A 26,934-nucleotide genomic window follows, 5' to 3' on the forward strand; every position below is an offset into this window, starting at 1 on the left:
AAGGGTTGTCGCGCTGAGGTGACCGCATCAACCGCTGCGCATCCGGGGCACGGGCCTGCGCTACCAGGTGACCGGCAGCTCGTGCGCGCCGAGCAGGTTCTCGTCCTTCTTGAAGGGGATCTGTTCCAGGGGCACGGCCAGCCGCAGCGTGGGGATGCGCCGGAACAGCGTTTGGAACACCACCTCGAGTTCGATGAGCGCGAGCATGCGTCCGGTGCACAGGTGGATGCCGTGACCGAACGCGAGGTTGCGGTGCGGCTCGCGGCGCAGGTCCAGCTTGTCCGGATTCGTGAAGACCGCTGCGTCCCGGTTCGCCGAGTCCGCCTGGGCGAGGACGCCTTCACCGGCGCGGATGAGCTGCCCCCCGATGGTGACGTCCTCCGTGGCGGCGCGCTGCCGGCCGATGTGTGAGACGGTGACGTAGCGCAACAACTCCTGCACAGCCGCGGCCACCTCCTCGGGGTCTTCCATCGCGCGGAACACGCCGAGCTGCTCCGGGTCGAGCAGCAGGGCCAGCGCTCCCATGCCCATCATGTACGCGGACGGCCCGTGCCCCGCGTAGAACAGCGCATGGAACAGGGCGACAGCGTCCCGCTCGCTCAATCGTCCCGGCAACACCTGCTCGGCCACGATGCGTCCGGCGAGCGTGTCGCCAGGCTGGGCCTTGTTCGCGTCCAGCAGCTTCTGGAAGTAGCCATCCAGCGCGTCCAGCGCTCCTTCCGCCACCTCCCGTGACGAGGAGCGGGAGCCAATCGTCCTGCTGAGCACGTGCAGGTGTTCCGCATCCGCTCGGGGCACGCCGAGCAGATCACAGATGACTCGCATGGCCACCGGAAGCGCGAAGCCCGAAATCAGATCGGCGGGACGTGGCCCGGCCAGCATCGCGTCGAGCACCTCGTCGACCGTGGCCTGGATTTGTGTCCGCAGGGGCTCCATCCGCCGGGGCGCGAACTCCGGCATCACCATCGCTCGCTGCGCCCGGTACTCCGCGTCGGGAAGGAACGGGAACGGCAAGGGCCGCCCCTGGCGCGCCGCCGACGAGGGCGACGTGTGCGGAAACCCTGGCAGCGACGAGTCCAGGCTCAGGCGCGGATCCCCCAGGGCCGCGAGGACGTCCTCGTAACGGGTGATCAACCAAGGCGTGTTGCCGTCCCACGTCCGAACGGGGCACACCGGGGCTTCCTGGCGGAGCCGCTTGTAGCCAGGCGGAGGATCCAACGGGTACTGCCAGTCTTTCGGCAAGGGATAGGAATCGCTCATCGGGATGCTCCTGTCTGTTCAAGACGCGCGGCGGCACCCGCCGGGGTGGGATGTTGATACAACTCACGCAATCCGAGGTCCCGGCCCAGTTCGGTCCGGATTCGGGCCGCGACCTCGACAAGTTGCAGGGAATGGCCGCCGAGCCGGAAGAAGTCGTCGTAGGGGTCGATCGAGTCGACGCCCAGCACGTCGGCGAAGATGCGGGTGAGGCGTTGTTCGGTCCCGCTCCGGGCGGAGAGCAGGCCCGTCACCCGAGTACCGGGAGCCGCCGCGCGGAGGACTTCCTCGTAGGCCGCCAGCAGCGCGACGACGAATCCCGCGTCGAACAGGCTCTCGTCGAACTCGGCCCATACGCGGGTCGGGCCGTCGGCGTGGTCCTCGACGCGCAAGGTGAGTTCGAACTTCGCGGTAGGGAGATCCAACAGAGGCTCCGTCACCGTGCAGCCATGCAGGGCCAGTGCGCCCGCGGTGCCCACCGGGTGGTAGGCGAAGTTCACCTGGACGACCGGAGACCGGGTGGGATCTCGCGGGGGCGCGAGGTCGGCGACGAGCTGTTCGAAGGGCAGGTCCTTGTGCGCGTACGCGGACGTCGTGGTCTCGGACACGCGGCGGAGCAGCTCGCGGAAGTCGGGGTCGCCGCGCAGGTCCACCTGGAGCACGACGGTGTTGACGAAGAAGCCGAGCACGCGCTCGACCTCCGGCAGGTCACGGTTGGCCACGGCCAGCCCCAACAGCACCTGCTGTCGGCCCGCTCTGTGCCCGAGGATGACTCCGCACGCGGCGGCCAGCACCGTGAAGACGGTCTGGCGTTCGGCGCTCGCGAAGGTGCGCACCGCCTGGGTGACGTCGGCGGGAAGAACGCGGTGCACGCGACGGCCCTGCCCCAGCGCGGGACGGGGCGGGACAAGGTCCAACACCAGGGGAATCCCTGACAGCTGCTCCCGCCACCAGCGCGACAACTCCTCTCGCCGGGACGGGGTGAGCTGCTCCCGCTGCCACGCGGCCCAGTCCGCATACTGCACGGGCAGCTCGGGCAAGCCAGTGGACTCCCCGAGGAGGGCCGCGCGATAGGCGATGGCCAGCTCCTCGGAGAAGATCTGCAGAGACCAGCCATCCGCCACCAGCAGGTGCGACGCGAAGACGAGGAAGTGCGTCTCCGGATCCAGCCGCGCCACGGTGAGCCGCAGCAGCGGGCCGTGTTCGACATCGAAGGGCCGAGCCACCTCCGCCTCCGCGTGGCGCAACGCTTCCGCTTCGTCCGCCACGTCCACGATGTGCAGGCGTCCGCGGCCGTCGGGTGAGACGTGCTGGTGCGCTCCCAGCGGGAAGACCGTGCGCAGGGGTTCGTGCCGGGCCACCAGCACGTCCAGGGCCTCACGCAGGGCGCGCAGGTCCAACGGGCCCGTCACCCGGTAGCAGCGGACCGCACTGTGGGCGGCCCCCGTGGGGTCCACCCAGTGCAGGAAGCACAGCCGCTGTTGTGCGAAGGACATGGGGAACGCGGTCGTCATGCGCGAGGCAGTCTCCTGATGGTGGCCGGTGCGGCCGGCAGCACCGTCAGCACTTCCGCCAGCTGCGCGATGGTCGGGCCCGCGAGGAGGGTGGCGAGTCCGACTTCTCGGCCCACCATCCGGCTCAACCGCGAGGCGAGCCGCATGGCCTGCAACGAATGCATGCCGAGCGCGAACAAGCTCTCGTGGACGCCGACCTGCGGCTGGTCCAGCAGTTCGGCTACCACCGAGGCGATGCGGACCTCGAGCTCGGTCCTCGGGGCCGTGAGGGCCTCCGTGCGCCTTCCAGAGGTGGGCAGGCGGGCCCGATCGATCTTCCCGTGGGGGTTCAACGGCCACGCGTCGAGCACCACGACCTCCGAGGGCACCAGGTGCGCGGGCAGCCTGCGCAACAGGTCCTCGCGCACGGCGGGACCCGACAGCTCGGCGCCCGGCTCGGCGATGACATACCCCACGACCCGCGGTTCGCCGCCGGTCCGGTCGATGACCGCGAGGGTATCGGTCACTCCAGGGTGGGAGGACAGGCCCGCGCGCACCTCGGCCAGCTCCACCAGGAAGCCTCGGACCTTCGCCTGCTCATCGCGGCGGCCCAGGAATTCGAGCACGCCTCCAGGACGCCAGCGGCCCATGTCTCCACTGCGATACATCCGCGCGCCGGGAAGCGATGAGAACGGATCCTCTACGAACCGCTCGGCAGTGAGTTCCGGCATGCCCACGTATCCCCGCGCGATACCGGGACCGCCGATACAGAGTTCCCCGATCGCACCCGGGGGCACCGGCTGCGAGAACGCATCCAGCACGGCGAGGTGGACGTTGGCCAGCGCTCGGCCGATGGGCACGCTGGCGGCTCCGGCGTCGTCCCAGTCCGCCAGCCGTTGGCCGCTGGCCATGATGGTCGTCTCGGTGAGCCCGTAGACGTTCACCGCCTTCGTGAAGCCGCGGCGCCGCAGCGCGCGGAATGCCTCCGGTGGGAAGACGTCTCCTCCGATGATCGCCCGCTCCAGGGCATCGAACGCCTCTGGGTACTCGGCCACCAGCGGAGCCAGGACCGCGGGCGGAATCACCACGTGGGTGATGCGATGGTCGATGAGGCACCGCGCGAGCCCGCGCACATCCCAGCCAGGAGGCAGGAAGTGGATCGCGGCGCCGTTCACCAGCGCGCCCCAGACCTCGAGCACCGAAGGATCGAAGGAGGCCGGCATCAACGCCAGCATCGTCTGGCCCGGCCCCAGGTCGAGTGTCTCCGTGCCGTGCAGGAGGGCCACCGCCGAACGGTGCTCGACCTGCACCGCCTTGGGCCGGCCCGTGGAACCGGACGTGGAGATGACGTACGCAAGGTCGGAGGGGCTGCCTTGGGGCAGCGTGACGCCGGGAGCGTCGGGCACGTCATCGAGCACGACGAGCGGGAAGCCCGGGACTCTTCCGGCCAGCGCCGCGGTCGTGACCACCGTGCGGGCGCCCGCGTCCTGGACCACCCGCCTCAAGTGGGACGGAGGATGGCTGGGATCCAATGGAAGGAAGGCCGCGCCCGTCAGCAGCACTCCGAGCTGGGCCACGACGAGCTCCGCCGTGTGCGGAGCACACACCGCCACCACGTCCTCACGGCCGAGCGCCATCCCCCGCAGGTGCCGCGCCAACCGCTCGGCCTGCTGGGTGAGCACGCGATAGGACATGGGCACGGGGCCCGATGCCACGGCGATCGCATCCGGCGTGCGTTCCGCCCACTCCAGGACGAAGTCGGTCAGGCGCCTGGCCGGGGAGTCCCGCCGGGGGCCTGCGACGACGAGCGCCCGCCGGTCCACGTCGTTCATCAACGCGAGCCTGGACACCCGCGTGTCCGGGGCGGCGGTGATGGAGCGCAGCAGCTCCTGATAGGCGGACAGCATGCCCGTGATGAAGAAGTCCTCGAAGAGGTCCGAGTCGAACTCCCACGCGAGCAAGATGCCGCTCAGCGACGCGCGAGGACTGGAGCGCACGGTGGCTTCGGAGCGGGGGATGCTCACCACGTCCCCGGCCAGCCGGCTGGTGTACCCCGGCTCCGCGTAGAGGGGCACCGCGACGACGGACAGCTCGAACTTGGCGGAGCCGTTGCTCAAGCCCTCCACGATGGTGACATCGAGCGGCGACGCATCGAGCGTGCCCACCGGCGTGTCGTGGAAGTTGAACATCGCCTGGATCAACGGGTTGAGCCCACCCTGATGCCGCGCGGGCGACTCCGCGAAGATCAGCTCGTACGGCAGCTCCTGGTGGTCAAAGACCGCCAGGGCGTTCTGCCGCACGCGCGCCAGGAACTCCGTGAAGGAGGGATCTCCGTTCAGCCGGCCGCGCAGCACCACCGTGTTGACGAACATGCCCAGCAGGCCCTCGGTCTGCTGCCAGCGCCGGTTGGCGACCGCGGAGCCCACGAGCAGGTCCTGGGAGCCGGTGTAGCGGTGGAGGAGCACGAAGAACGCCGTGAGGAGCGTGGTGAAGAGCGACGTGTTGTTCCGGTCCGCCAGGTCCTGCAGGCGGCGCGCGAGTTCCCCGTCCAGCTCCATCCGGGGCGCCACGCCACGGAACCGGCGGGTGCCAGGCGCCGCTCGGCGCGGGAGCTGGAGCTGGGTCTCCGCCCCTTCCAGGGCCTCACGCCAGAAGCGGCGCTGCGCCTTCGCGGCCTCGGTGTTCACCCACTCCCGCTGCCAACGCGCGTAGTCGTAATACTGCACAGCGAGCGCCGGGCGCCGTACCCGGCCGTGGCGCACGTGCTCGGCGTAGCCGTTGATCAGCTCTCGGACAAAGACGTTGAAGGACCAGCCGTCGTGCACGACGTGATGCTCGACGTGCACGAAGACGTGCTCCTCCGCGCCCAGCCGGAGCAGCCGCCAGCGGAACGGCCTGCCCTCCGCCAGAGAGAAGGGGGCCTGGACCACGTCGCGAACCGCCTCGCCGACCCGTGTCGCCAGCTGGTGTTCGCCCACGCCGCTGAAGTCCTGGAGCGGAACCTCCACCTCCCAGGGTGGCTCCAGCTCGCACCGCAGCTCCCCATCCACTTCCGGGAAGCGGGTGCGCATCACGTCGTGACGCCGGACGATGTCGGTGAGGCTCGCATGCAGCGCCGTGAGGTCCAGGGCGCCCGCCAGCCGGAACACCGCTTGCGTGTGGTAGGCCCGCGCGTCCGGGTTGAGCTTGTGCATCAGCCACACCCGCTCCTGACCATACGAAGGTGCGATCGCGGCCTGTGTCGTGCTTCCCCTCGGGCCCAGGTCCACACCGCTCGGCCCTTCCTTCAGCCCGGCCGCGAGCTGGGCGACCGTGGGGGCCTGGAGCACCGCGCTCAGCTCCAACTGCGCTCCCATCACCCGACGCACCCGGGCCACGAGCTGGGTGGCGAACAGCGAATGCCCTCCCAGTTCGAACAGGTTGTCATGTCGCCCCACCTGCTCCATCCCCAGCAGCTCCGCCGCGATGGCCGCCAGGGCCTCCTCTCCGGGCGACTCCGGCCGCTGGTAGCCGATGCGCTCTGTCCTCTGTGGCCGAGGCAGCCGAGCCCGGTCCACCTTCCCGCTCGTGTTCAGCGGCCAGGCCTCCACGACCACCACCACATCTGGCACCAGGTAGCCGGGCAGCCGGCGGCGCAACTCCTCGCGCACCGCTTCGCCCGACAGCACCGCTCCGGGGTTCGGCATCACGTAGCCCAGCAGGCGTTCCCCCGTGCCATCCATGAGCGCGACCGAATCCCGCACCCCTGGTAACGCGGCCAGCGCCGCTTCCACCTGGCCCAGCTCGATTCGCGCGCCGCGAATCTTCACCTGGTCGTCGCGCCGGCCGAGGAACTCCAGCGTTCCGTCCGGCAGCCTCCGGCCCACGTCTCCGCTGCGGTACAGGCGCCCTCCGGGTACCGGGCCGAAGGCATCTGGAATGAACCGCTCGGCGGTGAGGATGGGCCGTCCCAGGTATCCGCGCCCGACTCCTTCTCCGCCGATGCACAACTCGCCCGGAGTTCCGTCGGGAACCGCGCGCAGGTGCTCGTCGAGGATGACCACGTGGTAGTTGGAGATGGGACGCCCGATGGGCACGCGCTCCCCGTCCACGGCACCCACTGCCTGGAGCGTGCTGGCCACCGTCACCTCCGTCGGACCGTAGCCGTTGATGAAGCGGTGGTGCGCACCCCACTGCCGGGCTGTCTCCGGCAGGCACACGTCTCCCGTGCTCATCAGCATCTGGAGATCTGAGAAGCGGCCCGGTTGCAGCGTGCGGAGGACTGTCGCGGGCAACACCGCGTGGGTGATTCGCCGCGACACCAGCACGTGGGCCAGCGGCTCCCCGGAGATTGACGACGCATCAAGGGTCTCCAGCCGACCGCCATTGGGCAGCGCCATGAGGAGGTCGAACAGGGAGGCGTCAAAGGAAGGGTGGAAGAACTGAAGCACCCGCGTGTTCGGCCCCAGCTCGCCCAGGAAGTCCCGCTGGGCATGGAGAAGGTTGGCGACCCCGCGATGCTCGGTCATGACCAGCTTGGGCTCGCCCGTCGAGCCGGACGTACAGATGATGTACGCCAGGTCCTCCGGGGCGAGCGCCACGTCCTCGTTCACGGACATGCCGTCGCTGAGCGCTCCGCCGAGTTCAAGGTGGGGAACACCCGGCACCGCGCTGTCTGCTGACCCACCGACCACCAGCACCGCACCCACCCTGCGGATGATGTCCTCCCGCCACGCCGCGGGATGCGACGGCGCCAGCGGGAGATAGGCCGCTCCGACCCGCCAGACGGCGAGCGCGAGCTCCACGAAGGCGGGGCCCCGGTCCAGCACGAGTGTGACGACGTCACCGCGTCCGACACCCCGGGCCCGCAGAGTCGCGGCCAGGGTGCGGGTGCGCTCCCGCAGCCGCGCATAGGTCGTCTCCGAAGTCGCGTCCGAGAGCGCGATGCGGTCCGCATGCAGCTGGCACTGCTCATCGATGACGTCCACCACCGAGCGCCATGCTCCGTGGTCGACCCGGCTCTCCCGCACGTTTGCGGCCGCGCGCGCACCGTCCAGGGCCTCCAGCGGTGCGGACGGGGTGCGGCCATCGAGCGCCCAGGGGCTCTTCAGCCGGAGGCTGGACAGCAGGCGTTCGTATTCCGTTCCTGTCACCAGGGGGGAGGGAGGGGTGGGGGGCACGGCGGATCTCCTGTGAAGCGATGGCTATCAACTCCGCCCCTGGGAGCAGTCATCACCCAGGAGCGCGGAGCGCCATAGCACGCAGGAAATGGATCGGCCCTCGATTCTGATGGGGGGCCAGGTGTGCCTCCGCGGTGGACGCTGCGTGGACCGAACGGGCGGCATGGGAAGCGCCCGGAACGCGCTGCTGCGGAGCCGCGAGGACTTCGGCGAGCGACTTGTTCATCCCCGGGCCCTACGCGGCGGGCCCGACGAGCGTGAACGGATCGGGGACGACGACGCGGATCGCCGCGCCGAGCTTGGGCTCGAGCCGCGACCGCTCGGAGTCCTCGATCACCTGCAAGTCGCGTTGCAGCAGATGATAGAGCCGAATGAAGCGGAACGGAGTCGTACCATTGAAATTCATGCCACTGCGGCGGCGGCTCATCGAGTCTGCTTCGAGCCACATGGGACGGAAGAACGACATCTCGGTCACCAGCTCGACGCACTTCTCCTCTTCGCGTCGGGGGTACAGCGCGGCGAGCAGGAGCAGCATCGCCAGTGGATCGTCGCTCGCCAGCCAGGCGGCCGTGACCGTCGCGCGATCGAAGCCGAGATCCTGCGGCGATCCCCAGCCGGGGATGCGGCGGCCGGACACCTCAGCCATCAGGTCGGTGAGCGTGCGTTGTGTCGTCACGCGACGATGATACAGCACGGCCGGGCACGGCTTCTCCACCGGAACGAAAGTGTCCGGCATTGCCTCCTCGAGGTGGGTCAGGCGCTCGTCCGAGCTCGACAGCCCAGGGCGATCTGCATTGCTTGCGCCTGATCCAAAAGCTGTCGCGGTATGAACGCTCAGGTGTCACCACTCATGGCTGTGGCTGCACGAAGTTCATCAACGTCAACGGCGTCAGCCGATTGGTGGTCGTCCCATCCCCGAGCTGGCCAGCAAGGTTGTAACCCCAGATCCACAGGGTGCCGTCCCGCTTCACCGCGGCTGTGTGGTAGAAGCCCGAGGCCACGGCGGTGATGGGGGCGATTCCGGGCACCTGCACCGGCACCAGCCGGCTGGTGGTCGTCCCATCCCCGAGCTGGCCCGCAAAGTTGTGCCCCCAGGTCCAAACAGTGCCGTCCAGCTTCACCGCGACGGTGGAGGCACCCCTGGAGGCGATGCCGCTGACACCGTTGAGCGCGTTGACTGCCCCTGGCGTGGAGCGGACGCTGGTGGTCCCAACTCCCAGTTGGCCTTCGCCGTTATAGCCCCAGCTCCAGACATCGCCCCCCTGGCGCAGGGCCACGGTGTGGTAGCCGCCCGCGGCAATGTCGACGACATCCGAGAGGGGAGACACCTGCACGGGGCTCAGCCGCTGGACGGTCGTCCCATCCCCCATCTGGTTGTTCGTGTTATCGCCCCACGCCCACACGGTGCCGTTCGCCTTCAACGCCACGGAGTGCCGGACACCCGCGCTCACGGCGATGACGCTGTCCAGCTCCGCCACCTGGACGGGAGTGAGCTTGCTGGTTTTGGTCCCATCCCCGAGCTGGCCATAGCCGTTGGAGCCCCACACCCACACGGTACCGTCCGCCTTCAACGCCAGCACGTGGGAGCTGCTGGTGCTCAGGGCGATGACGTCACTGAGGCCCAACACCTGCACGGGCCTCGTCCGCTGAAGGGTGGTCCCATCTCCGAGCTGGCCATAGAAGTTGTCGCCCCATCCCCACACGGTGCCGTCCGCCTTCAACACCAGGGTATGGTAGGTGCCCGTGCTGATGTCGGTGACGCCGTCGATGTTCGACACCGGTGCACCGGGCACGAGGCGACGCACGGTTGACCCGTCGCCGAGCTCGCCATGGGCGTTGGCTCCCCATGCGTAGACCTTGCCATCCTGGGTCAGGACCACCGTGTGCTCCATGCCGGCGCTCACCCGCTTGATGGGGGAGGGCACGACTGGGACGGGCGCCATGCGCACGGTGGCGGTGCTGTCACCGAGCTGGCCGGAGGAGTTGGCTCCCCAGGCATACACGGTGCCATTCGTCTTCATCGCCACCGTGTAGTCGCTCCCCGCGTCGAGTCCCAGGACGTCCGTGAGGCCACTCACCTGTACGGGTGTGAGACTTCTGGCGGTCGTCCCGTTGCCAAGTTGACCGAGGGCGTTGTCGCCCCAGCTCCAGACGGTGCCGTCCTGCTTCAGCGCCGCGGAGTGCATGTATCCCGCGGCGAGGCGGGTGACGCCGCTGAGCCCCAATATCTGCACAGGGTACGCGCGAAGTGTCGTCGTCCCATCGCCGAGCTGGCCATTGGCGTTGTAGCCCCACGCCCACACGGTGCCGCTCTTCTCCAGCGCCAGCGTGTGGTACAGGCCCGCCGTCACGGAGGCGGCGTTGAACAGGCCCGTCACCCTCATGGGTGTCGGCTGAGGGTTGGTCGTCCCATCTCCCAGTTGGCTGAAGCCGTTGTAGCCCCAGACATACACGGTATTGTCCTTCCTCCAGGCCACCGAGTGGAATGCTCCCACTGAGATGGAGCCCATGCCACTCAGGCTCGAAGCCTGCACTGGCGCATTGCGCTGGGTTGTCGTCCCATCGCCGAGCTGGCCATAGAAGTTGTATCCCCACGCCCACACGGTGCCGTCCGCCTTGAGCGCCAGCGTGTGGTAGGCGCCCGCGGACACGGCGACGACGTCGCTGAGGCCCTCGACCTGGACGGGCAGGACCCGCATGGCGGTCGTCCCATCTCCCAGCTCACCGTAGCTGTTATAGCCCCACGTCCACACGGTGCCGTCATCCTTCAGCGCCACCGAGTGGTAGAAGCCCGCGGACACGGCAATGACGTTGCTCAGTCCTCTCACCACCTGGGGGGTGTTGCGAGGGGCTCGATTTCCACTCCCCAACTGACCGTAGCTGTTGGAACCCCACGTCAGCACGGTGCCGTCTGCCTTCACCTCCACCGTGTGATTGCTGCCCGCCGACACCCCGGGGCAGGGTTGCGGGACGTTCTGGAACAACACCTTGGAGACGGTGAAGCACGTGGTGCGGTTGCCATTGCTGTCAACCACCATGGGGTAGGCAATCACTTCCACGGAGTGCACGCCACAGCTCACGTCCAACTGGCTGTAGGACCACTCACCCTGGACCCCCAGGCGCTCATCCGCCGTGGCGAGGGTTCCATCCACCCGGTACTCCAGCCGAACCCCGGCTGCGAGGCCATTCACCTCGTAAGTGCCGCCGCCCGCAAGCTCTCCTTCGAACGAACTGATCCCGTCCAGCGTCAGCGCGCTCACGCCCAGCCCCGAGCACAGCGCTTGCTCCTGGGTGTTCAGGGCTGGCTCGGCACCTGGTCCTTTCTCCTCGGTGGGCGCCCCACAGGCCATCCAGATTACCCCGCCCAACAAGGCCCACAGGTGCATGCCCCTTACGTCCTGCTTCATGATCGATTCCTCCGGCGCATGGGCTCTCCACCCGGCCAGCGCTTGCGTGCGTGGTGGGGCCCTGCATGCGACAAGCCAGCGGGACGTGGACTGCTCGGCTTTCCAATGAGTTCAACGATTCATGGGGTTTGGGAATGAGCTTGGGGCGCGAGGGGCCGCCTACCCGCCGTGACCCTGGTAACGCGTGTGTCCAGGCATGGGCGCCCCCTGAACACTGCTGTTGCCAGCAACAGGTCTGCCACTCCGGGCCCGCCGCATAGGGCCCGGGATCACGGCCCAGGCACGAAGCCGAGCAGCGTCTTCGGGAACTTGTCGGTCACCATCAGGAAGCCCCGGTCATCCAGCCGCACCAGCCCCTCCCAGTTCCGGCCTGTTCCCTCGATGAGCTGAAGCTGCAGGGGAGGGCGACCGGTGAGCACGATGCCGTCCGCCTTCACCTGCAGCTCGATGAGGCGCTCCACCTCGGGTTTCCGGGCATGGGTCGGTCCGGTGCCGTACCGGGCCATGAAGGGATCCGGCGCCGGCTTGAAGTGCTTCTGGGAGCCGGGGTAGTTGTAGTTGATCACCCAGAACCGGCCCTCCTCATCCATCGACGTCGCGTCGGTGATGCGGTATTCGATCGGTGGGAGCGGCAGCTTTCGGGAGGGCGTCAACGCGCGATCGAAGCTCTCGGCGGCCGCTCCCGGATTCACGAGGGCTCCGTTGGCCTCGTACAAGGCCAGCACTCGATCCTCTCCGACCACCAGCGTCTCGAAGCCCGCGTTCGACACATCGACCGGGAGGGGGATCGACGCCATCGGCGAGGCCTCGAGCTTCAGCCCGCTCAGATCCGGCGCGATACGGCCGGTGACGATGATGCCCGTCCCCGTGCTCCCCGAAACAGTCTCCACCGTCAGGTACGCCTGGTCCCCGGCAAACTCGATGGCCTCGTACCCTTCGAAGCCCTGGATGCGCTTCTCATGGCCGGCGCCATCGAACGGGATGCAGCGGGGCTCGAGCGCCCCTGACGCTGTGTGGTCGAGCCGCGCCAGGATGTCAGCCTTCGAGACGGTGTAGAGGCAGGAGACACCGCCACCCTGCCAGTCGGGATACTGCGGCAGCATGATGAGGTGATCTCCGTACCACGCGAGGCCGGAGAGCTCGGCGGCATCACTTTGGAGCGGGCCGCCCAGTGGCAGGAGCGTGACCGCCGTCTCCGGCGCTGTCCCCTGCAGCTCTCGAGGCACCTCGGCCAGCGCAACCGGCCGGGAACAGCTCGAGGTACACCCGGCCAGCCCCAGCACCACCAGCAGGGCCCCCTCCATCCACCGCACCGCGCTTCTCTCTCTCCTATCGCTCACTGTTCCTCCCCGGCGCCGAACAGCAACTCGAGAGCCCTGAGGTAGGCGAGATAGGCGGGAGCGAGCGAGGACACGTCGATGGCCTCATCCGGCGCGTGGATGTTCCGGTAGCGCACCCCGAAGCCACACGTGGCGGGGATGCCGTGCGTGGCGAGCAGGTTGCCCGTGTTCGACGGACCCGCGACCTCACACGGGAGCGATGAGCCTCGGATCTCCTGGGCGGCCTGCTGGAGGGCTCGGGCGAGTGGGGACTGCGCGGGCAGGACGTACGCGGGCCAGCTCGGGAGCACCTCGAACTCCGTGGGTCGCGACGCGGGTCGTGCCTCCTCCACCTTTCGCACCGCCTCGCGCACGAGCGCTTCGGCGGCGGAGGCATCGAAGAGGGGCGTCAGCCGCACGTCTACCTCCACCGTGGCGCTGTCCGGCACGAGCGCGAAGTCTCCGCCACCCCTCACTCCAGTCACCGTGAGCTTGGGCGGCAGCGGGAAGTCTTCTCGCATCCGCTGCGGGAGGGGCGCCTCCTCCAACTCACGCACCAGCAGGGCGGCCTTGCCCAGCGCGTTGACCGCCTTGCGGCGCCCGGCACCGGAGTGCCCTCCCTCTCCATGGACGCGCAGGCGGACGCGCCAGAAGCCTCGGCTGCCGATCATGATGCGCTCATCTCCCGGGTAGCCGATGAAGACGCCAGCCACTGCCTCTGGCTTGCGCGCCAACCACGCCTGCATGCCTCCGAGGCGTCCTGTGTGCTCATCCGCGTCGAAGAGCAGTTCCACGGAGCCCCGGTCGCCCAGCCTCCGGCGATGGAGCGTCGCGGCGATGTGGCAGAAGAGGGCGACAGCGCTCTTGCTGTCCGCGCTCCCCCGTCCGTGCAGCCACCCGTCCTCGAGCAGCCCCGAGGTGGGCGGGTGGGTCCAGCGGGTCTCGTCTCCATAGGACGCCGTGTCCAGCGTCGCGTTGAGCACGAAGCAGGGGCTGCCGTGCCCCACGCGCGCGTGCAGGGCGACGGGCTGTCCGCGCTCGTCGGTCAGCACCTCGCTGGAGAGGCCCTGCCCGTCGAGCCAGGCCCGGACCAAGGTGATGACGGGACCGTAGGAATCGAGCCCCCCGCGGCTGGGGGTGCGCACCAACTCCTGGAGCAGTCGGAGGATCGACTCGACCGGAGCTGTGCTCTGGGCGTCCAGGACCTGCGGGCCGGTCCCCGGGTGGAGCCGGTAGCTTCGGGCGATGGCTCGGTTGCGCTCCACCTCGTCGACGGACATGTCCTGCCTCAGACCGGACAACGGGATGTCCAGGTTCTGCAAGGCGATCAGCGCCTGGTAGAGGAGGTTGGGATCACGCTCCAGGTGGTGCTCGAGCACCTCGTCGAAGAGCGGCTTGAACTCAGGAGCCCTGAGCTTTCCCAGCGCCCACACCGCCAGCCCCGCGGACGGATGCTCGATCCATCGACGGACGAAGCGCGTCAGCGCGTCGCGCAGCTTCCGGTCTCCTTCCTTGGAGGTCTCCTGGGCGATGACCTCGGGAGGCCACCCCATCGAGCGCGCGAACTCCTCTGGATCCTGCGTGGACGACAGGACCGCCTTCTCGAAGAGGAACGCCGCGTTGAGGATCCCCTCCTGCGCGCTCTCGGGGGGATCGTTCTCCAGCGCTTCCGATAGCTGGTCGTAGAGGCTCATCCCGCTCATCCTCCCATACCCAGCCTCCCCGCGGGCCGGGTCTTCATGAAGTCAGTTCGAGGTGGTGCCTCGCCAGTGGGGCGACGGTGAATGCCGCATGACGGATCGCGCCGCGCGGCGCTATACCGTGCCGTGTCCAGCTTCCTCGCCCGGTGCTTCCGCCATGCTCCCTCTCTTCGCACTGCTCGTCCTGAGCGCCGCGCCCGCCAGCTCCCGGGAGCCCGTGTCCGTGAGCTTCAAGAAGACGAAGGACTTCCTGGACTGGAGGGCAGGGCGCTTCCTCTTCGAGGAGCGCTGGGTGTCACTGCCTGAGGCGGGGCTTCAGGTCGGCTACTTCCTCGTGCCCAGTGCCGTCAGCTTCGAGTACGCCAACCTCTCCCAGTACGGAAGGCCCTCGTTCGAGGATGCCTTCTTCGCGGTGGACTCGCGCACGGGCAGGCCTGTTTCTCAGGTCGTGCAGCGAGGGCCCTTCACTGTCTGTCCGGCGCCGGGACACGTCAGGGAGTTGAGGGCGGACTTCGCCAGCACCGAGCAGGCCGGAGTCCAGTTCGGCAACTACGGGCAGCCCTGTGGGCTGCGGTTCCGTCGCACGAAGGATGCGTGGACGGCCTCTCTCTTTCCGGACGAGATGCGCTCTCCCGAGGAGAACTTTCCGGAGGCGGCCCGTGCCATGGCAAAGGTGTCCCGCACGCGGGATGGAGGTGTCGGCACGCTCCGGTGGTCCTATCTTCCCGACTCGATCTGGCTTTTGGCGGCGTCCCAGGAACGCTGCGCCCTGTGGGCCTTCGACAGCATCAACAACAAGGTGGACGCGACGGCCAGCGAGGCGATGACGCGGAAGATCTGTACCTGTCTCCGGGAGGCCGGCCGCGACGAGACGGGAGGCCTTGAGCTCGACCGGGTGGCGCGTGGCCTGGAGTGGACGGAGCTGGGGACCGGGCAGCGCAGCTGTGCATGTCTGTTCTCGGAGACAGGCGAGGCGGACGTCGAGTGCGGCTCTCCCGCGGGCCGGTACTACTCCCCGGCCACCCTCGCGAAGATGGAGGCGGACGACCCGGGTCTGCTGGAGGCGCGAAGGGATGCCGAGAAGATGAGGAGGATGCGGGAGGGGCTCGAGTCCTTCCAGGAACTGGTCACCACGAACCGGAAGGCGCTCGAGGCGTGGAAGGCTGGGAACCAGGAGGCGGCGGTCGACTCATGGGTCTACCTGTACCGAAAGTGGATCGCCCTCGGTCGGCCCCAGCAGGAGGACGCGTTCGGAGAGATGACGGAGGAGGTCGTCTCCCTGCTCGGACAGAGCCTGGACGTGAGGCATGCGTCCATCGATCAGTGGGTGGAGATCCTCAACAACCTGGGCTTCGCCATGTGGTCCCGCAAGGAGTGGGTGCAGGCCGAGGCGGCCTACAATGAGTGCATGATCCTGCTGCGGCGTTCGGGTCGCACGCACAACGTGCTGGACCTGAACCGCGGGGACCTTTACCGGGACATGGGCAAGATCCCCTCGGCGAAGGAGGCCTATGAGCGCTTCCTGAAAGGCACTGTCACCGCGTCCCAGCGGCAGTACGTGGAGCAGGAGCTGAAGAAGCTCGAGAAGCGCTCGGGCCCGTAGAGGGCTACAGCGGGATCGTTCCCCTTAAAACTCCAGGAGCCCGCCTTGCCCTCAGCAGGCAGTGGGCAGGGCGGGCGTGTACCCCACGCCGACTGCACGTCATCTCACCCCGTTGCGCTCACGGCCCTGGGGGTCCCGTCAGCCAACCACCCCTGCCGCCCCATGCCCCTGCCTCGCACTCAACAGTACCCCTGGCCCTTCTATGCGTCGCTCGCGAGGATCGAGGCCAAGAACCGCAGCGTCGCCGAGGAGATCGCCACGTGGCACGAGGAGCTGGCGTACACCATCTGACACCCGCACTTCGAGTCAGGCTGTCGGCCGAGCTCGTCCGGGGGAGGGAAGGAGTAGTCAGAGGCTCAGAAGAGTTGTTATGGCTTGGGATCCCCGCGGTGATGAGCGCCGCCCCGCGAGCACCCGGAGGCATCATGAACTCGCCCCTTGTCCTTGCCGCGGTAGCTGTCCTGTTCGCCCAGGGGGCGTAGGCCCCTTAAGGCGGTCCCGAAGGTCCGTCTCAGCGCGGTGCTGGCCCTTGCTGGGTGCCCTGAAGAACAGGTGTGCAGCAGGCACCGTCCCTTGCTGCGCAAGCTTGAGTGGAGGCGGCGGGAGTCGAACCCGCTGTCGGAGTGGTTGCTGAACCGGTGCGGTGGAGGCTCGCGCGCGCCGACGACTGCTGGACTCCTGGTTGTTGAATAGCTCTGCGGGGACGCTGTTCGCCTCGATCAAGGCCTGTGTTTTCAGTGGCTTGCAACTTCCGACGGCTGTGGAGGGAACAATCCTCGCGTATGGCGTCTTGGGGGGAGACGTGATGCGCGCTGCCCTCTTCACCCTCAGCTCTCATGCACCCATCTTCTGCACGCAGGCCTCCTGCCAGAAATCTCCCCATCCACTTGGAGCGCTTGTGGCAGAAAGAGCACCAGGAGCCGGGGAGTGGGCTTCGTGTGGAGCCGCAAGGGGCCATGCGCCAGGAGCAGCGACAGCAAGCAGGGGCATTCGCCATGGCTCGACGGGATCGCCTCCTGGGCCAGGCGAAGAAGCTGTGCGCCAACCCCACGGATGCCGAGGATCTCGTGCAGGAGGTCATCGTGCGGTTCATCGAGGAGTTCGGTGACAAGCCCCACCTTCCTGCCGAGGCCAGCTGCGAGGCCTGGCTGGTCAAGACCCTCACTCACCAGTTCTACACTCAGTGCCGTAGACAGCGGACCCGACAGAACCGAGCCTTGGATCCGGCTCTGAGTGAGCACGCACGGGAGGCCACTCCCATCCCTGCGTATGATGCCATCACCTCCGAGCAGTTCTCTGAAGCACGTGACACCCTGAGTCCGAAGCTACACGAGACCTATGAGCTGCATGCAGCCGGCATAAAGTATGAGGAGATTGCCCGACGACTCGAAGTCCCGGTAGGCACCGTCAAGAAGCGGTTGCACGATGCACGCTCAAGGCTGCGCAAGTATCTCCAAAACTTCCTCAAGCCTGGTCCTCCCTGATGGCTTCCTCCTGCGATAACGTCGAGGCATTCGTGGACGGGGAGCTTTCGCCCTCGGAGGCGGCGTCATTTCGTCTCCATCTGCCGACCTGCGAGCACTGCCAGCAAGAAGTGGAGGTCCTTCTCCAACTCGAGTTCCTGGAGCAACGCCATACCGCGCGCCAAGGTGGGCGTAGTGTCTCTCTGATTCCTCGTGCCACGGCCTCTCGGGTCTGGTGGCGCCCCTCCCTCCTGGCGGCAGCCTCCATGGCCGCTCTGGTGCTAGGTCTGGTGGCGCTTCGTCTCTACTCCTCGACAGGACGCTACACCGTGGAGGCCGAAGTTTCATACCGGGTGCTGGAGGCGCGCCTGAGCTCTCCAGGCGAAGGGAGCTACAAGCCCCTCGCCTCTGGGAGGTTGGGCCTTTTCGGGCCCGGTCAGAATCCTCCTCAAGTGAGGGGGACTTCACCCAAACTCAATGATGGGGAGGACCCAGTTGATGCCTATCTGAAGCAGGGCGACGGCTATAGCGCCAAAAAGGCCGTGGAACTCCTCCAGCAGCAGCCAAGCACTCCAGATTCAGAGAGCCAGTGGGCCGTCGCATCGCTGCTCTTGGCCCAGCCAGCGGAAGCGCTTCAACACGCTGATTTGGCACTCTCCATGGCTCCAGGGCACGCTCCCGCCATGTGGAACCGCGCGTTGGCATTGCGTGATCTCCACCTTCCTTTTGCCTCGGCCAAGGCCTTCACCCAGGTAGCGTCCTTGAGGGAGACAGGCTGGGCCGAGGAGGCCGCTCGGAAAGCTGCGGAGCTTCACCAGAGCGCCGTCTCTCGCCGTAGCCGGTGGAAGGCGGTGTTCCAGGCGGGTGCTTCATTGGTCGACAACCCAGCCGCCCAACTTCCCGAGGACTTCAGCGTGACGCCCATCGCGCGCCTCTTCTTCTATGACGCGGTAAGGGCCGCCTCTACATCTGAGGCCGTGCAAGCCTTGCTCCCGCTGGCCCGGAAGCTGGATGATCGTGCTGGGGGAAACGTGCTCGAAACCTACGTTCAGCGTGTCGCCGCCAGGGATTTCGAGCTGCGTGGCCCACTCGCGCGGGGCTACACTGCCCTGGTGCAAGGTCATCTCGCTGATCCTAAGCCTGATCCTAAAGAGGACCGCTTATTGGAGCAGATCCTTGCTTCCCGCGAGGATGACCTCATCGTCGGCGCGCTCGTACAGACGGCCACTGTCGCTCGCCACCTTGAACTCTTCTCATTGAAGGCTGCCTCCCTGAATGATCCGTGGTTCCAGCTCACTGTGGCGCAGGAGCGCGCGGCCATGGACAGTCAGGCTGGGATGCTGGTGCGCGCGACGCGGACGTTGCGCGACGCGCTCCCCTTCTGCGAAGGCATGGGGTTGGAGTATCGCTGCCTCTCCGTCAAGATCGAGCTGTCCAACCTCCTCATCAAGCTCCACGAGTTCAAAGACGCGCGGCACTACGCGGAGGAGGCGTGGCAGGAGGCACGAGCAAGCAATGAGTGGTCGTTGGAGCAGAGCGCGCTATGGAACCTCGGGCGGATCGCCCGGCTCGTGAACGATACCGCTCTCTCGCTGGCCTACTTCGATGAGTACCTGGAGCAGTTCGAGGGCAAAGCGGACGCCAAGAGGCGCATCCACGAGAACCTCGCCTCCGTCGCGTTCCAGAATCTCCGTGTGGATGAGGCGCGGCGGGAGATTGATGCGGCGCTTGCTGCGGGAAATCCGCTCTCCCCCAGCGGTGCCTTTACGCTCGCGGAGATCGCGCGACTGAAGAGGGACCCTGGAGATGAGGCTCACCTGAAGAGAGCTCTGGAGAGGAACTCCGCTAAGCGGAGCCCTGGCGAACGCGCGGTGGACACCCATGTACTCGGGCGGTTCTTCATCGAGCAGGATCTGGTTCAAGGGCGCGAACTGCTCTGGCGAGCCATCGAGCAAGCCTCCGCCCCCGGGCTGGAAGAGGATCTCGCTGCACTCCGGGCGCGGGCCTATAGCTTCACCTCCCTCATTCTGGATGCGGGTCGGCGAGGCGCATTCAGTGAGGCGCTGGAGCTTTTCTCCCAGGAGCGTGGTCAGCAACTGCCAGGCCGGTGCCTGCTGGCCGCGACCGCGGACTCAGAGAGGACGCTGTTCATCGTCCGCGGTGCGGACGGAAAGCAGCTGGGCTGGCAGGATGAGGCGCGGCGCGAACTTCTCCACGAGCGACTCGATGGCCTCGTCCGGGAGGATCTCCTGGCAGCCTTGGAGCCTTGTGAGAGTGTGGAGGTTCTCGCGCGGCCTCCACTCCATGGAAGACCAGGCCTGCTACCACCAAGCATTGCCTGGAGCTACCTGACGCGGATCTCCTCTCCACAGGCTCCGCGGACAGGTCCCGCGATTCGCTTGGTCGTCTCGGGAGTGGAGATCCCCAAGGACTTGGATGTGAAGCAACTGCCTCCCTGGGTTCCCCCACTAGGGCCGGGTGAGCGACTCGTTCCGCGTCTGGGCGCAGAGGCAACGCCATCCCGCGTACGCGCCGCGATGCAGGACGCGACAGAGATTGATTTGATTACTCACGGCTTCGTCCACGAACGATCTGATGAGTCCTATCTCCTTCTGGCGCCGGAGCGGGGAGAGCGGGAGCTGACGGTGCCGCAGGTGAGGAAGATGCAACTCCGAGGGGCTCCATTCGTGGTGCTGGTGGCCTGCCATGGTGGCCACACGTCCTATGCGCTCCACGAGCCCTGGAGTCTGCCTGCTGCCTTCATCCAGGCGGGTGCGCGCGGTGTATTGGCCGCCACCGCGTCGATCCCCGACGTAGAGGGGTACACCTTCTTCATCCAGGTGCGCGAGCGCATACGTGAGGGGGTTCCGCCCGCCATCGCCCTGCGCGACGTGCGTGCGCAGTGGCTGAAAAGAGATCCAAAGCAGGAGTGGCTCACCAGCGTGCTCCTCTTCGAATGAGCCGTTGGCGGCTGGCGGCAAGGGAACAATAAAACCCGATCGCGTTCTTGATGGCGAGTGCACGCAGCGCCCAACCCGCCTGTCAGGAGCCACCGTGAGCAAGCCGCAGCCTCCATTCCACGATCTTGAGTTCGCTAATGCCGTCGACTTCTGGGCGGGAACCCCTTCCGCTCCTCGAAGCGCTTTCCTGATGCCCGTCAAGGCTTCCACCGAGTTTCTGGCCTTCGGGGAGCTCCAGCATTCGAGACAGGTACATTTCGTGGCGCGGGGCAGGCTGAAGGACCACCTGCCGGCTTTCATTACCCGCATGGCCCAGAGCGGAGCGCAGGTCGGGCTCTATATTCAGGCACCGGTGCCGGCAAGCCTCCTCAAGCGCTATGCCTCCGGTCCTCCCATCGAAGGCCAGGAGTCAGAGGATCCCCCCGAACAGCCTGTGCGCGGATTTGCTCCTGCAGGGACGACGCCCTACACAGAGTCGCGCACGGGGACTCTCTGGCCCCAGGGCGACGCTTCCTCGCGGCGCGTCCTGCTGACGCCCACACATGAGCCCGCAGCGTTCTTCGCCCTCGGGCTGCTGACGTCCTCGGGCAATGTACTCTTCAGGCTGAAGGGCTCAGTGCAGGAGCACCTCAGCGAGTTCGTCACCCGCATGGTGAGGGACGGGGCACGCGTGGAACTCTACGCCCAACCTCCAGAGCTCTAGCAACTCGCACGCTCACCTGAACATGCAAGGAGGGCCTTATGACTCTTGATCTGCTCCTCGCTCGCGCGGATGACTACCAGCCCCTGTTGCCTCAAGGGCTCTCTCTGGACTCGCTTCGGACTCTCCCTCTGCCCAGCCCCCGTGCTCCCTCGGAGAGGCTTTGGGATCCGAGTGGAGATCCGGAGAGCCTGTCGACACAGCGCTGGGGAGTTGTCACTCCCGAGGGGCCTGAGGGAGACAGACTCTTGGAACGCATGGCCCCCCTGATCCGGTGGCGCGAGGAGATTCAGGGAGCTCCGGTCATCCCGTACCGCACGCGGACGAGCATGGACGAAGCGACAGCCGCTCGTTGGAAGAGGCGTGAGTTTCGGAATGAGTCTGTGGCCGAGTCGGAACGTCCCCGATACTTGTTGCTGCTCGGCGACATGGACACGCTCTCACTCGAGCTGCAGCAGGTGCTCGCCACGGATGCCTACGTGGGACGGCTCGCCTTTCCAAAGGAGGAGGACTACGAGGCTTACGCCCACAAGGTGCTGAGGTGGGAGAAGGTCGCGCCCCAGTCTCACGCGCGGCGTCGCGTCCTCTTCTACACGGTGCGAGATCGGACCCGAGCCACGGACATCGCCCGCGAAGTCCTTGTGGAGCCATGTCTCGAATCCCTCGGAGCGAAGCGGCGAAAGGGGCTCCCCGATATGGAACTCCACGACTTCGTCGATGAAGGAGGCGCCGCCACTGAGCAGTGGATGCGATGTGTGGCGCAGCCTGAGCCGAGCGTGTTGTTCACGCTGAGCCATGGGCTGGGCGCTGCCTGGGAGTGCCCTGAGCAACGGAGGCAGTTCCAGGGAGCACTCGTACTTCCTGGCCGATGCCTGACGGGAAAAGACCTTGCATCTGGCTCTTTCCTCCCGGGAGGCGCCTGGTTTTGTCTCGCCTGTCATGGGGCAGGGACTCCGGAGAAGAGCAGCTATGAACCCTGGCTCCAGCAGCTCCGGCATGTAGACCCTGACGCAGCGCGCGCCCTTGAGAAGGGAATGCCACCGGAGGGCAATCCGCCCTTCACCTCAGCGCTCCCGCAGGCCGCCCTGGCCAACCCAGATGGCCCGCTGGCCTTCATCGGGCACGTGGATCTCGCGTGGACCTCCACACTGAGTGACGAAGGCAATCTCGCACACTCACGCTTTCTGGGAGTGCTCCAGGCGCTGGCGGCGGGACGGCGCGCTGGAAATGCCCTGCACACCTTGCTGAGGTTTTTTGGCGAGGCACTCAATGAGCTGACGCTGTTCTACAAGCAGGAGGAGCTGGCGCTCGCAGCAGGTCGAAAGCCTTCCGCCGATCCAGCCCGCGCCGCTCAATGGATGCTATGCCAGGATCTCGCGAACTACGTGCTGCTGGGAGACCCAGCCGTCCGACTGCCTGGGTTCGCGGCGCAAAAATGAAGGCTGCGAGGGAACCATTTCCGCGCATCGCGTCTTTCCTGTGAGAGCCAGCGTCCCCGCTGCCTCATAGGCCCATGCCCCAAGACAAGAGCCCCCTCTACATCTGCTTCGAATTCTCGCGCAAGAACAAGAGGTTCTCGCCAGAGAGGCAGGAGTACATCGTCCGTGACAAGCGTGTTCGCTACGACTCGGCCTGGTTCCCCTGGGACGATCCGGGCATTCGTCAGACGCTGGATGAGTTGAGGTCAGAACGCGCCTCGTCCACGGCGCTGGAAGTGCTCGGCCAACACCTGACCGATTTCTTGGAGCAGGCGAAGTGGTCGCGGTACGAGGATGCTATCGAGAGGGCAGTGCAGGAAGGTCGCCCCGTCGATCTCACGATTCGTACGGATGCTCCTGAACTCCATGCTCTGCCTTGGGACTTGATAAAGCTTGGCTCCCTTGACAGGCAACTGGCCGAGATTCCCGACTGCCTGGTCCGTTGCGAATGGCTTCAGAAGCCCCCATCCGGAGTGGTTCCTCCCACGGGGAGGATTCTGCTCGCCTGCTCCGCAGCAGGGAGAGACGTCCCATTCTCCAAGCATCTCGATACGATCCAGGAAGTCTGCCAGAATGCAGGTCTCGACTTTCGCCTAGATCAAGACGTGCTCACGGGCTTGAGCCGCGAGAAACTGGCACAAGCACTAGAGGATACCGAGCGTCCTGTTACCGTTCTACACCTGCTCTGTCATGGCGGGATGGCTGGCGAGGATGCGCATGGGCTCGTGCTCAACCCGAAGGATGCTCTTGATGACCCGGATCAGCTTGACCCATTGGAACTGCGCAGGCTCGTTCCTGGAGGGGTAACCTCACTTAGACTCGTGACCCTCTGTGCCTGCATGAGTGGTGACGCGAGTATCTCTGCCAACGTCCTGGGCAGTATCGGCCGCATCTTCCACCGCGTGGGAGTACCTGCCGTCATCGCCTCTCGGTTCGCGTTCTCCTGCGACGGCTCTGTCACGCTGACAAAAGAGCTCTACACCAAGCTGCTCTTGGACAAAGTCAGCCTGCGGAAGGCCATCTCCTCCGCTCGAATCCAGATGCTACGCGATCCAGGAGCCAGGGACTGGGTGGCGCTTCAGTTCTACGGCGGCGAGGAGGATGAGGCGGCGCTCCGGCCCTTCGATCTGCCAGTGCCCGCCAGCGCCAACGTAAACCGTCCGGAGTTGCTCCTCGTCTGCCACGAAGCATTCTCCTCAGTGCAGAAGGCTCCGGGGCATATCCACGCGAGGAGACTCCTCGAGAACCGCTCCTTGCAAACGGTTGTTATTGATCAGACAAAAGCACTTGGGAAGAACCGGCGCTCCAACCTAGCCACCCAGGTGAGGCGGCTGGTCAAGCCCAATGGCGAACTCCAGACCGCATTCTCGAAACCAGATGTGGAGCTACTCTACTACGGCTTTCCTCTAGTCCCTTTCGCGATCCTCGCTGGTTACCTCGCCAAGGCGACCAAGCACGTGCACGTCATCGAATACGATCGTGACTGTGACGGAGGCAAGGGATGCTTCACGTGGGACGAGTCGGGCAATAGCTCCTATCCATTGTTGGAGATGGCAAAGCCTGTTCTCGGAGAGGGGAAGGCCGTCCGGCTCCGCATCTCTATTTCCTCTGTTGTCAAGCCAGCAGACTGCGACGAGGTATTCCCGGCGAGTGAGTTGGGTGCGGATCTCCACTTCAAAGTCGAGAAGCCTGACTTCGGGATCGTACGGCGCGAAGAGCAGGCACAGGCATACAAGCAGGTACTCCGGAAGCAGCTCAATCACTGCATGAACGAGTTCGATGACATTGAGAGCTTCCATGTCTTTGCCGCCGTCCCCGTCAGCATCGCATTCCTCTTGGGGCAGGTGCTCTCTGCGACAGCCTTCCCACGCTGCTACGTCTACAACTTCAACAGACACGCCGAGCCAAAGCCCGGCTACGAGTGGCGACTCAGTCTGGATGACGCCCTCCATAACAAGAAGCCGTTCGTTCACATCTTCAATCGCGTCCGTACCCCTGGAGAAACATCATGACTCAGCTGAGCACCCGGAGCGTGCTTCACCGCCGCATGAGCGCATTCGTTGACTGGATCCGCACAGATGAAGCCAAGGTGGAGACCATCCGCAAGCAATCAGCGGAGATCCGCTCGCGCATTCGTGGGCAGGCCGATAAGGAGGGCTTGACGGTCCGCTCGACGCCGAACTCTGGCTCCTTCGAGAAGAAGACAGGCCTGCGCCGTCACCTGCAGGGTGAATCAGAGGTTGAAGGACAGGACATCGATCTGCCCTTCGTCATCTCTCCGCATGACGAAGACGGCAAGAAGATAGATGAGCTGCTCAACCGGTTCGCGCGCTACGCCGCGATCAGCTACCCAGAGACCAGTCGAACTGAGACGCGGAGTTCCATCCAGCTCGACTTCGTGGGGACGAAGCTTCGTTATGATCTCGTTCCCATGCTCGCTGTCCCAGGGGATAACGAGTCGCAGATCCTCCTGCGAAAGAACGGGGAGGAGCGAAGAACCTCTGTCCAGAAGCACATTGACTTCGTCACCCGGCGCACCGGAGAGAGCAATAATCTCCCAGGGCGCGTCAAGTTCAACGAGTGCGTACGGCTCGTCAAATGGTGGAGAGAATTTCGCCAAGTGAATGCACGAGTCCTGAAGGATGTCCCCTCCATCGTGCTCGATCTCATGTGCGCTCACGCCTATGACCATCTCCGAGTCCGAGAAACCTATGCGGAGACGCTAGCGCAATGGTTCAGCTACCTCGCCGCCGCTGTGCAGAAACGCCAGCGGGTCGCCTTCAATGACTTCGGCCCATTCCCGGCCGTGAATAGCGCGGCTGTGTGGGAGGTTCTCGATCCCGTCAATCCCAATAACAACATCGTCTCCCCATGGAACAACTTCCAAGTCGAGGAGTTTGGGGAATGGCTTGAGGAGAGCTGCGACATCCTCCACCGCGCCATTGCCGCCGACCTTCGCGGAGATGATGTGGCGAGCATGGTGTCGCTGGTCGAGCTTTTCGGCAACCCGTTCAAGCATCATTGCGAGGCAGCGAAATGACAGAGTCTCGCACGGGCACCACTACCTTCACTGAGGCTCGAGTCCGAGAAGTCATGAAGCCGGTCATGGATGACCTTGTCGCATGTGTCATGAATGGGTTTATTTCAATAGAAAGGGCTCAGAAGTGGTGCAATGATCTGACCTATCTACTGACCCAACAGGCTATCTCCATTTTCGAGCTTCAGCTTACCCAGCCTGACGGGAGCGAAGTGGGCTTCGAGTACAGGGTGAGTGACGACGGTTCACTGTTTGAGTCATCGCCTTCGGGGGGGCAGCGGCTCCACCTGCTTCCCCAGGGCACTAAAGCCAACCTCTGGGTACGCTACCGCGACAACGTCGAACCCCATGTGCACGAGGAGATGCGCAGGAGGAACTGGGGAGCGGGGGGGGGCAGCCTTGGCGGAACTGCTGTCCGTGAGCGCGCGTACTCTAATGAAAGCTACGGGCTGATTCGCGGCAGGTTAGGAGACTGGTGATGGCTGAGTTGCACCTCGTAGAGACTGTTCATCCGCAGGATGCGGTGCGGGATCGCTTCGATGCCTTGGTGGGGCTCGACGCCCACAAGCAACGCCTGATTGAAGGGCTGCTCCTGTGGATGGACCAGAAGGGGCTGGAGACTTGGCTCCGGAGCCATCATCGCCATGGCTTGCCTCTCGTAGACACCATTCGAGGGGCCGCGCCGCTCGTGTTGCTCTCTGGGGAAGTGGGCTGTGGAAAAACAGCCCTGGCGACAACGGTGGCGACCCCACTGGCGGATGAACTCGAAGAGAAGGTTCGGATGCTGGAGAGCCCTTCTGATATCCGGGGCACGGGGCTGGTGGGGGAACTCTCGGCAAGAGTCGCGGCGACTTTTACCCAAGCTCGAGCAAAGGTCGGGAAGGGGGCGGGGTTGCTCATCATCGACGAGGCGGATGATCTCGGCCTGAGCCGCTCCGAGCGGCAGGCCCATCACGAGGACAGGGCAGGCCTCAATGTGTTGATCAAGCAGATTGATCTTCTTGCACGAGAGAAGACCCGCTTGGCGGTGCTGATGATCACCAACCGTGCGCGCGCGATGGATCCAGCACTTCTACGGCGTGCGACGCTCACACTGGAGTTCACTCGTCCCGGCCCTGCCGAGCGCCAGCTCCTATTCAACCGTTTGCTTGAGGGGAGCCGCCATTCTCCTAAGGACGTGGAACTGCTCGTGCAACAGAGCGAGCAGGCCGTTCCCTTTTCGTACTCCGACCTGACTCTGCGGGTTGCTCGTGCCGCACTCCTCGAGTCCGTACGGCAGGACGAGCCGTTTGGTCCCACCAGCCTCATGGCGGCTTTGAAGCGCGTAGAACCGTCGCCGTTGATGGAGGAATAGCTGA

At 65.9% G+C, this 26,934-nt stretch carries 17 protein-coding genes; 10 read left to right on the forward strand and 7 right to left on the reverse strand.

The window, feature by feature from the left end:
• Positions 1-60 precede the first annotated feature (60 nt).
• From KY501_RS47180 to KY501_RS47210, 7 genes are all read right to left on the reverse strand, one after another.
• Entirely contained in the window at positions 61-1,260 is a 1,200-nt protein-coding gene (locus KY501_RS47180; protein WP_224371706.1) for a cytochrome P450, read from the reverse strand.
• Positions 1,257-2,771, reverse strand: coding sequence for a condensation domain-containing protein (locus KY501_RS47185; RefSeq protein ID WP_224371708.1), 1,515 nt, complete (start codon positions 2,769-2,771; stop codon positions 1,257-1,259). The genes KY501_RS47180 and KY501_RS47185 overlap by 4 nt, the downstream gene beginning before the upstream one ends.
• Entirely contained in the window at positions 2,768-7,909 is a 5,142-nt protein-coding gene (locus KY501_RS47190; protein ID WP_224371710.1) for a non-ribosomal peptide synthetase, read from the reverse strand. The genes KY501_RS47185 and KY501_RS47190 overlap by 4 nt, the downstream gene beginning before the upstream one ends.
• Before the next feature lie 235 nt (positions 7,910-8,144).
• A complete protein-coding gene (locus tag KY501_RS47195) occupies positions 8,145-8,645 on the reverse strand; it encodes a hypothetical protein (protein WP_224371711.1) in 501 nt (166 codons plus the stop codon).
• 112 nt (positions 8,646-8,757) lie between these two features.
• Positions 8,758-11,316 carry an RCC1 domain-containing protein gene (locus KY501_RS47200; protein ID WP_224371713.1) on the reverse strand — a complete coding sequence of 853 codons (2,559 nt, stop codon included), beginning with the start codon at positions 11,314-11,316 and terminating at the stop codon, positions 8,758-8,760.
• Between the two features lie 269 nt (positions 11,317-11,585).
• On the reverse strand, positions 11,586-12,656 hold the full coding sequence (locus tag KY501_RS47205; RefSeq protein WP_224371715.1) for an SdiA-regulated/phytase-like domain-containing protein: 1,071 nt from the start codon (positions 12,654-12,656) through the stop codon (positions 11,586-11,588).
• Positions 12,653-14,329, reverse strand: coding sequence for a M20 family metallopeptidase (locus tag KY501_RS47210; RefSeq protein WP_224371717.1), 1,677 nt, complete (start codon positions 14,327-14,329; stop codon positions 12,653-12,655). The genes KY501_RS47205 and KY501_RS47210 overlap by 4 nt, the downstream gene beginning before the upstream one ends.
• Positions 14,330-14,492: 163 nt before the next feature.
• On the opposite strand from KY501_RS47210, the gene KY501_RS47215 reads away from it, so the two are divergent.
• The 10 genes from KY501_RS47215 (at position 14,493) to KY501_RS47260 (ending at position 26,930) form a co-directional block, all read left to right on the forward strand.
• Positions 14,493-15,938: a tetratricopeptide repeat protein gene (locus tag KY501_RS47215; RefSeq protein WP_224371720.1), complete on the forward strand. Its 1,446-nt coding sequence runs from the start codon at positions 14,493-14,495 to the stop codon at positions 15,936-15,938.
• 162 nt (positions 15,939-16,100) lie between these two features.
• Positions 16,101-16,229, forward strand: coding sequence for a hypothetical protein (locus KY501_RS53510; RefSeq protein ID WP_255637410.1), 129 nt, complete (start codon positions 16,101-16,103; stop codon positions 16,227-16,229).
• A gap of 704 nt (positions 16,230-16,933) precedes the next feature.
• Positions 16,934-17,422, forward strand: a complete 489-nt coding sequence (locus tag KY501_RS47220) for an RNA polymerase sigma factor (protein ID WP_224371722.1) — start codon at positions 16,934-16,936, stop codon at positions 17,420-17,422.
• Positions 17,422-20,361: a CHAT domain-containing protein gene (locus KY501_RS54645; protein WP_507236561.1), complete on the forward strand. Its 2,940-nt coding sequence runs from the start codon at positions 17,422-17,424 to the stop codon at positions 20,359-20,361. Before KY501_RS47220 ends, KY501_RS54645 begins: the two co-directional genes overlap by 1 nt.
• A 190-nt stretch (positions 20,362-20,551) precedes the next feature.
• Entirely contained in the window at positions 20,552-21,064 is a 513-nt protein-coding gene (locus KY501_RS47235; RefSeq protein ID WP_224371724.1) for a hypothetical protein, read from the forward strand.
• 380 nt (positions 21,065-21,444) lie between these two features.
• A complete protein-coding gene (locus KY501_RS47240) occupies positions 21,445-22,500 on the forward strand; it encodes a hypothetical protein (protein ID WP_224371726.1) in 1,056 nt (351 codons plus the stop codon).
• A gap of 74 nt (positions 22,501-22,574) precedes the next feature.
• Positions 22,575-24,551 (forward strand): SAVED domain-containing protein, encoded by a 1,977-nt coding sequence (locus KY501_RS47245; protein WP_224371728.1) that lies wholly within the window; start codon positions 22,575-22,577, stop codon positions 24,549-24,551.
• Positions 24,548-25,579 (forward strand): CBASS oligonucleotide cyclase, encoded by a 1,032-nt coding sequence (locus KY501_RS47250; protein WP_224371730.1) that lies wholly within the window; start codon positions 24,548-24,550, stop codon positions 25,577-25,579. The genes KY501_RS47245 and KY501_RS47250 overlap by 4 nt, the downstream gene beginning before the upstream one ends.
• A gap of 53 nt (positions 25,580-25,632) precedes the next feature.
• Positions 25,633-26,055 (forward strand): HORMA-1 domain-containing protein, encoded by a 423-nt coding sequence (locus KY501_RS47255; protein WP_255637417.1) that lies wholly within the window; start codon positions 25,633-25,635, stop codon positions 26,053-26,055.
• Positions 26,055-26,930, forward strand: coding sequence for an AAA family ATPase (locus tag KY501_RS47260; RefSeq protein WP_224371735.1), 876 nt, complete (start codon positions 26,055-26,057; stop codon positions 26,928-26,930). Before KY501_RS47255 ends, KY501_RS47260 begins: the two co-directional genes overlap by 1 nt.
• The last annotated feature ends 4 nt before the right edge of the window (positions 26,931-26,934 follow it).

The sequence above is a fragment of the Hyalangium versicolor genome, assembly GCF_020103695.1.
In the GTDB taxonomy this organism is placed as follows: Bacteria; Myxococcota; Myxococcia; order Myxococcales; family Myxococcaceae; genus Hyalangium; species Hyalangium versicolor.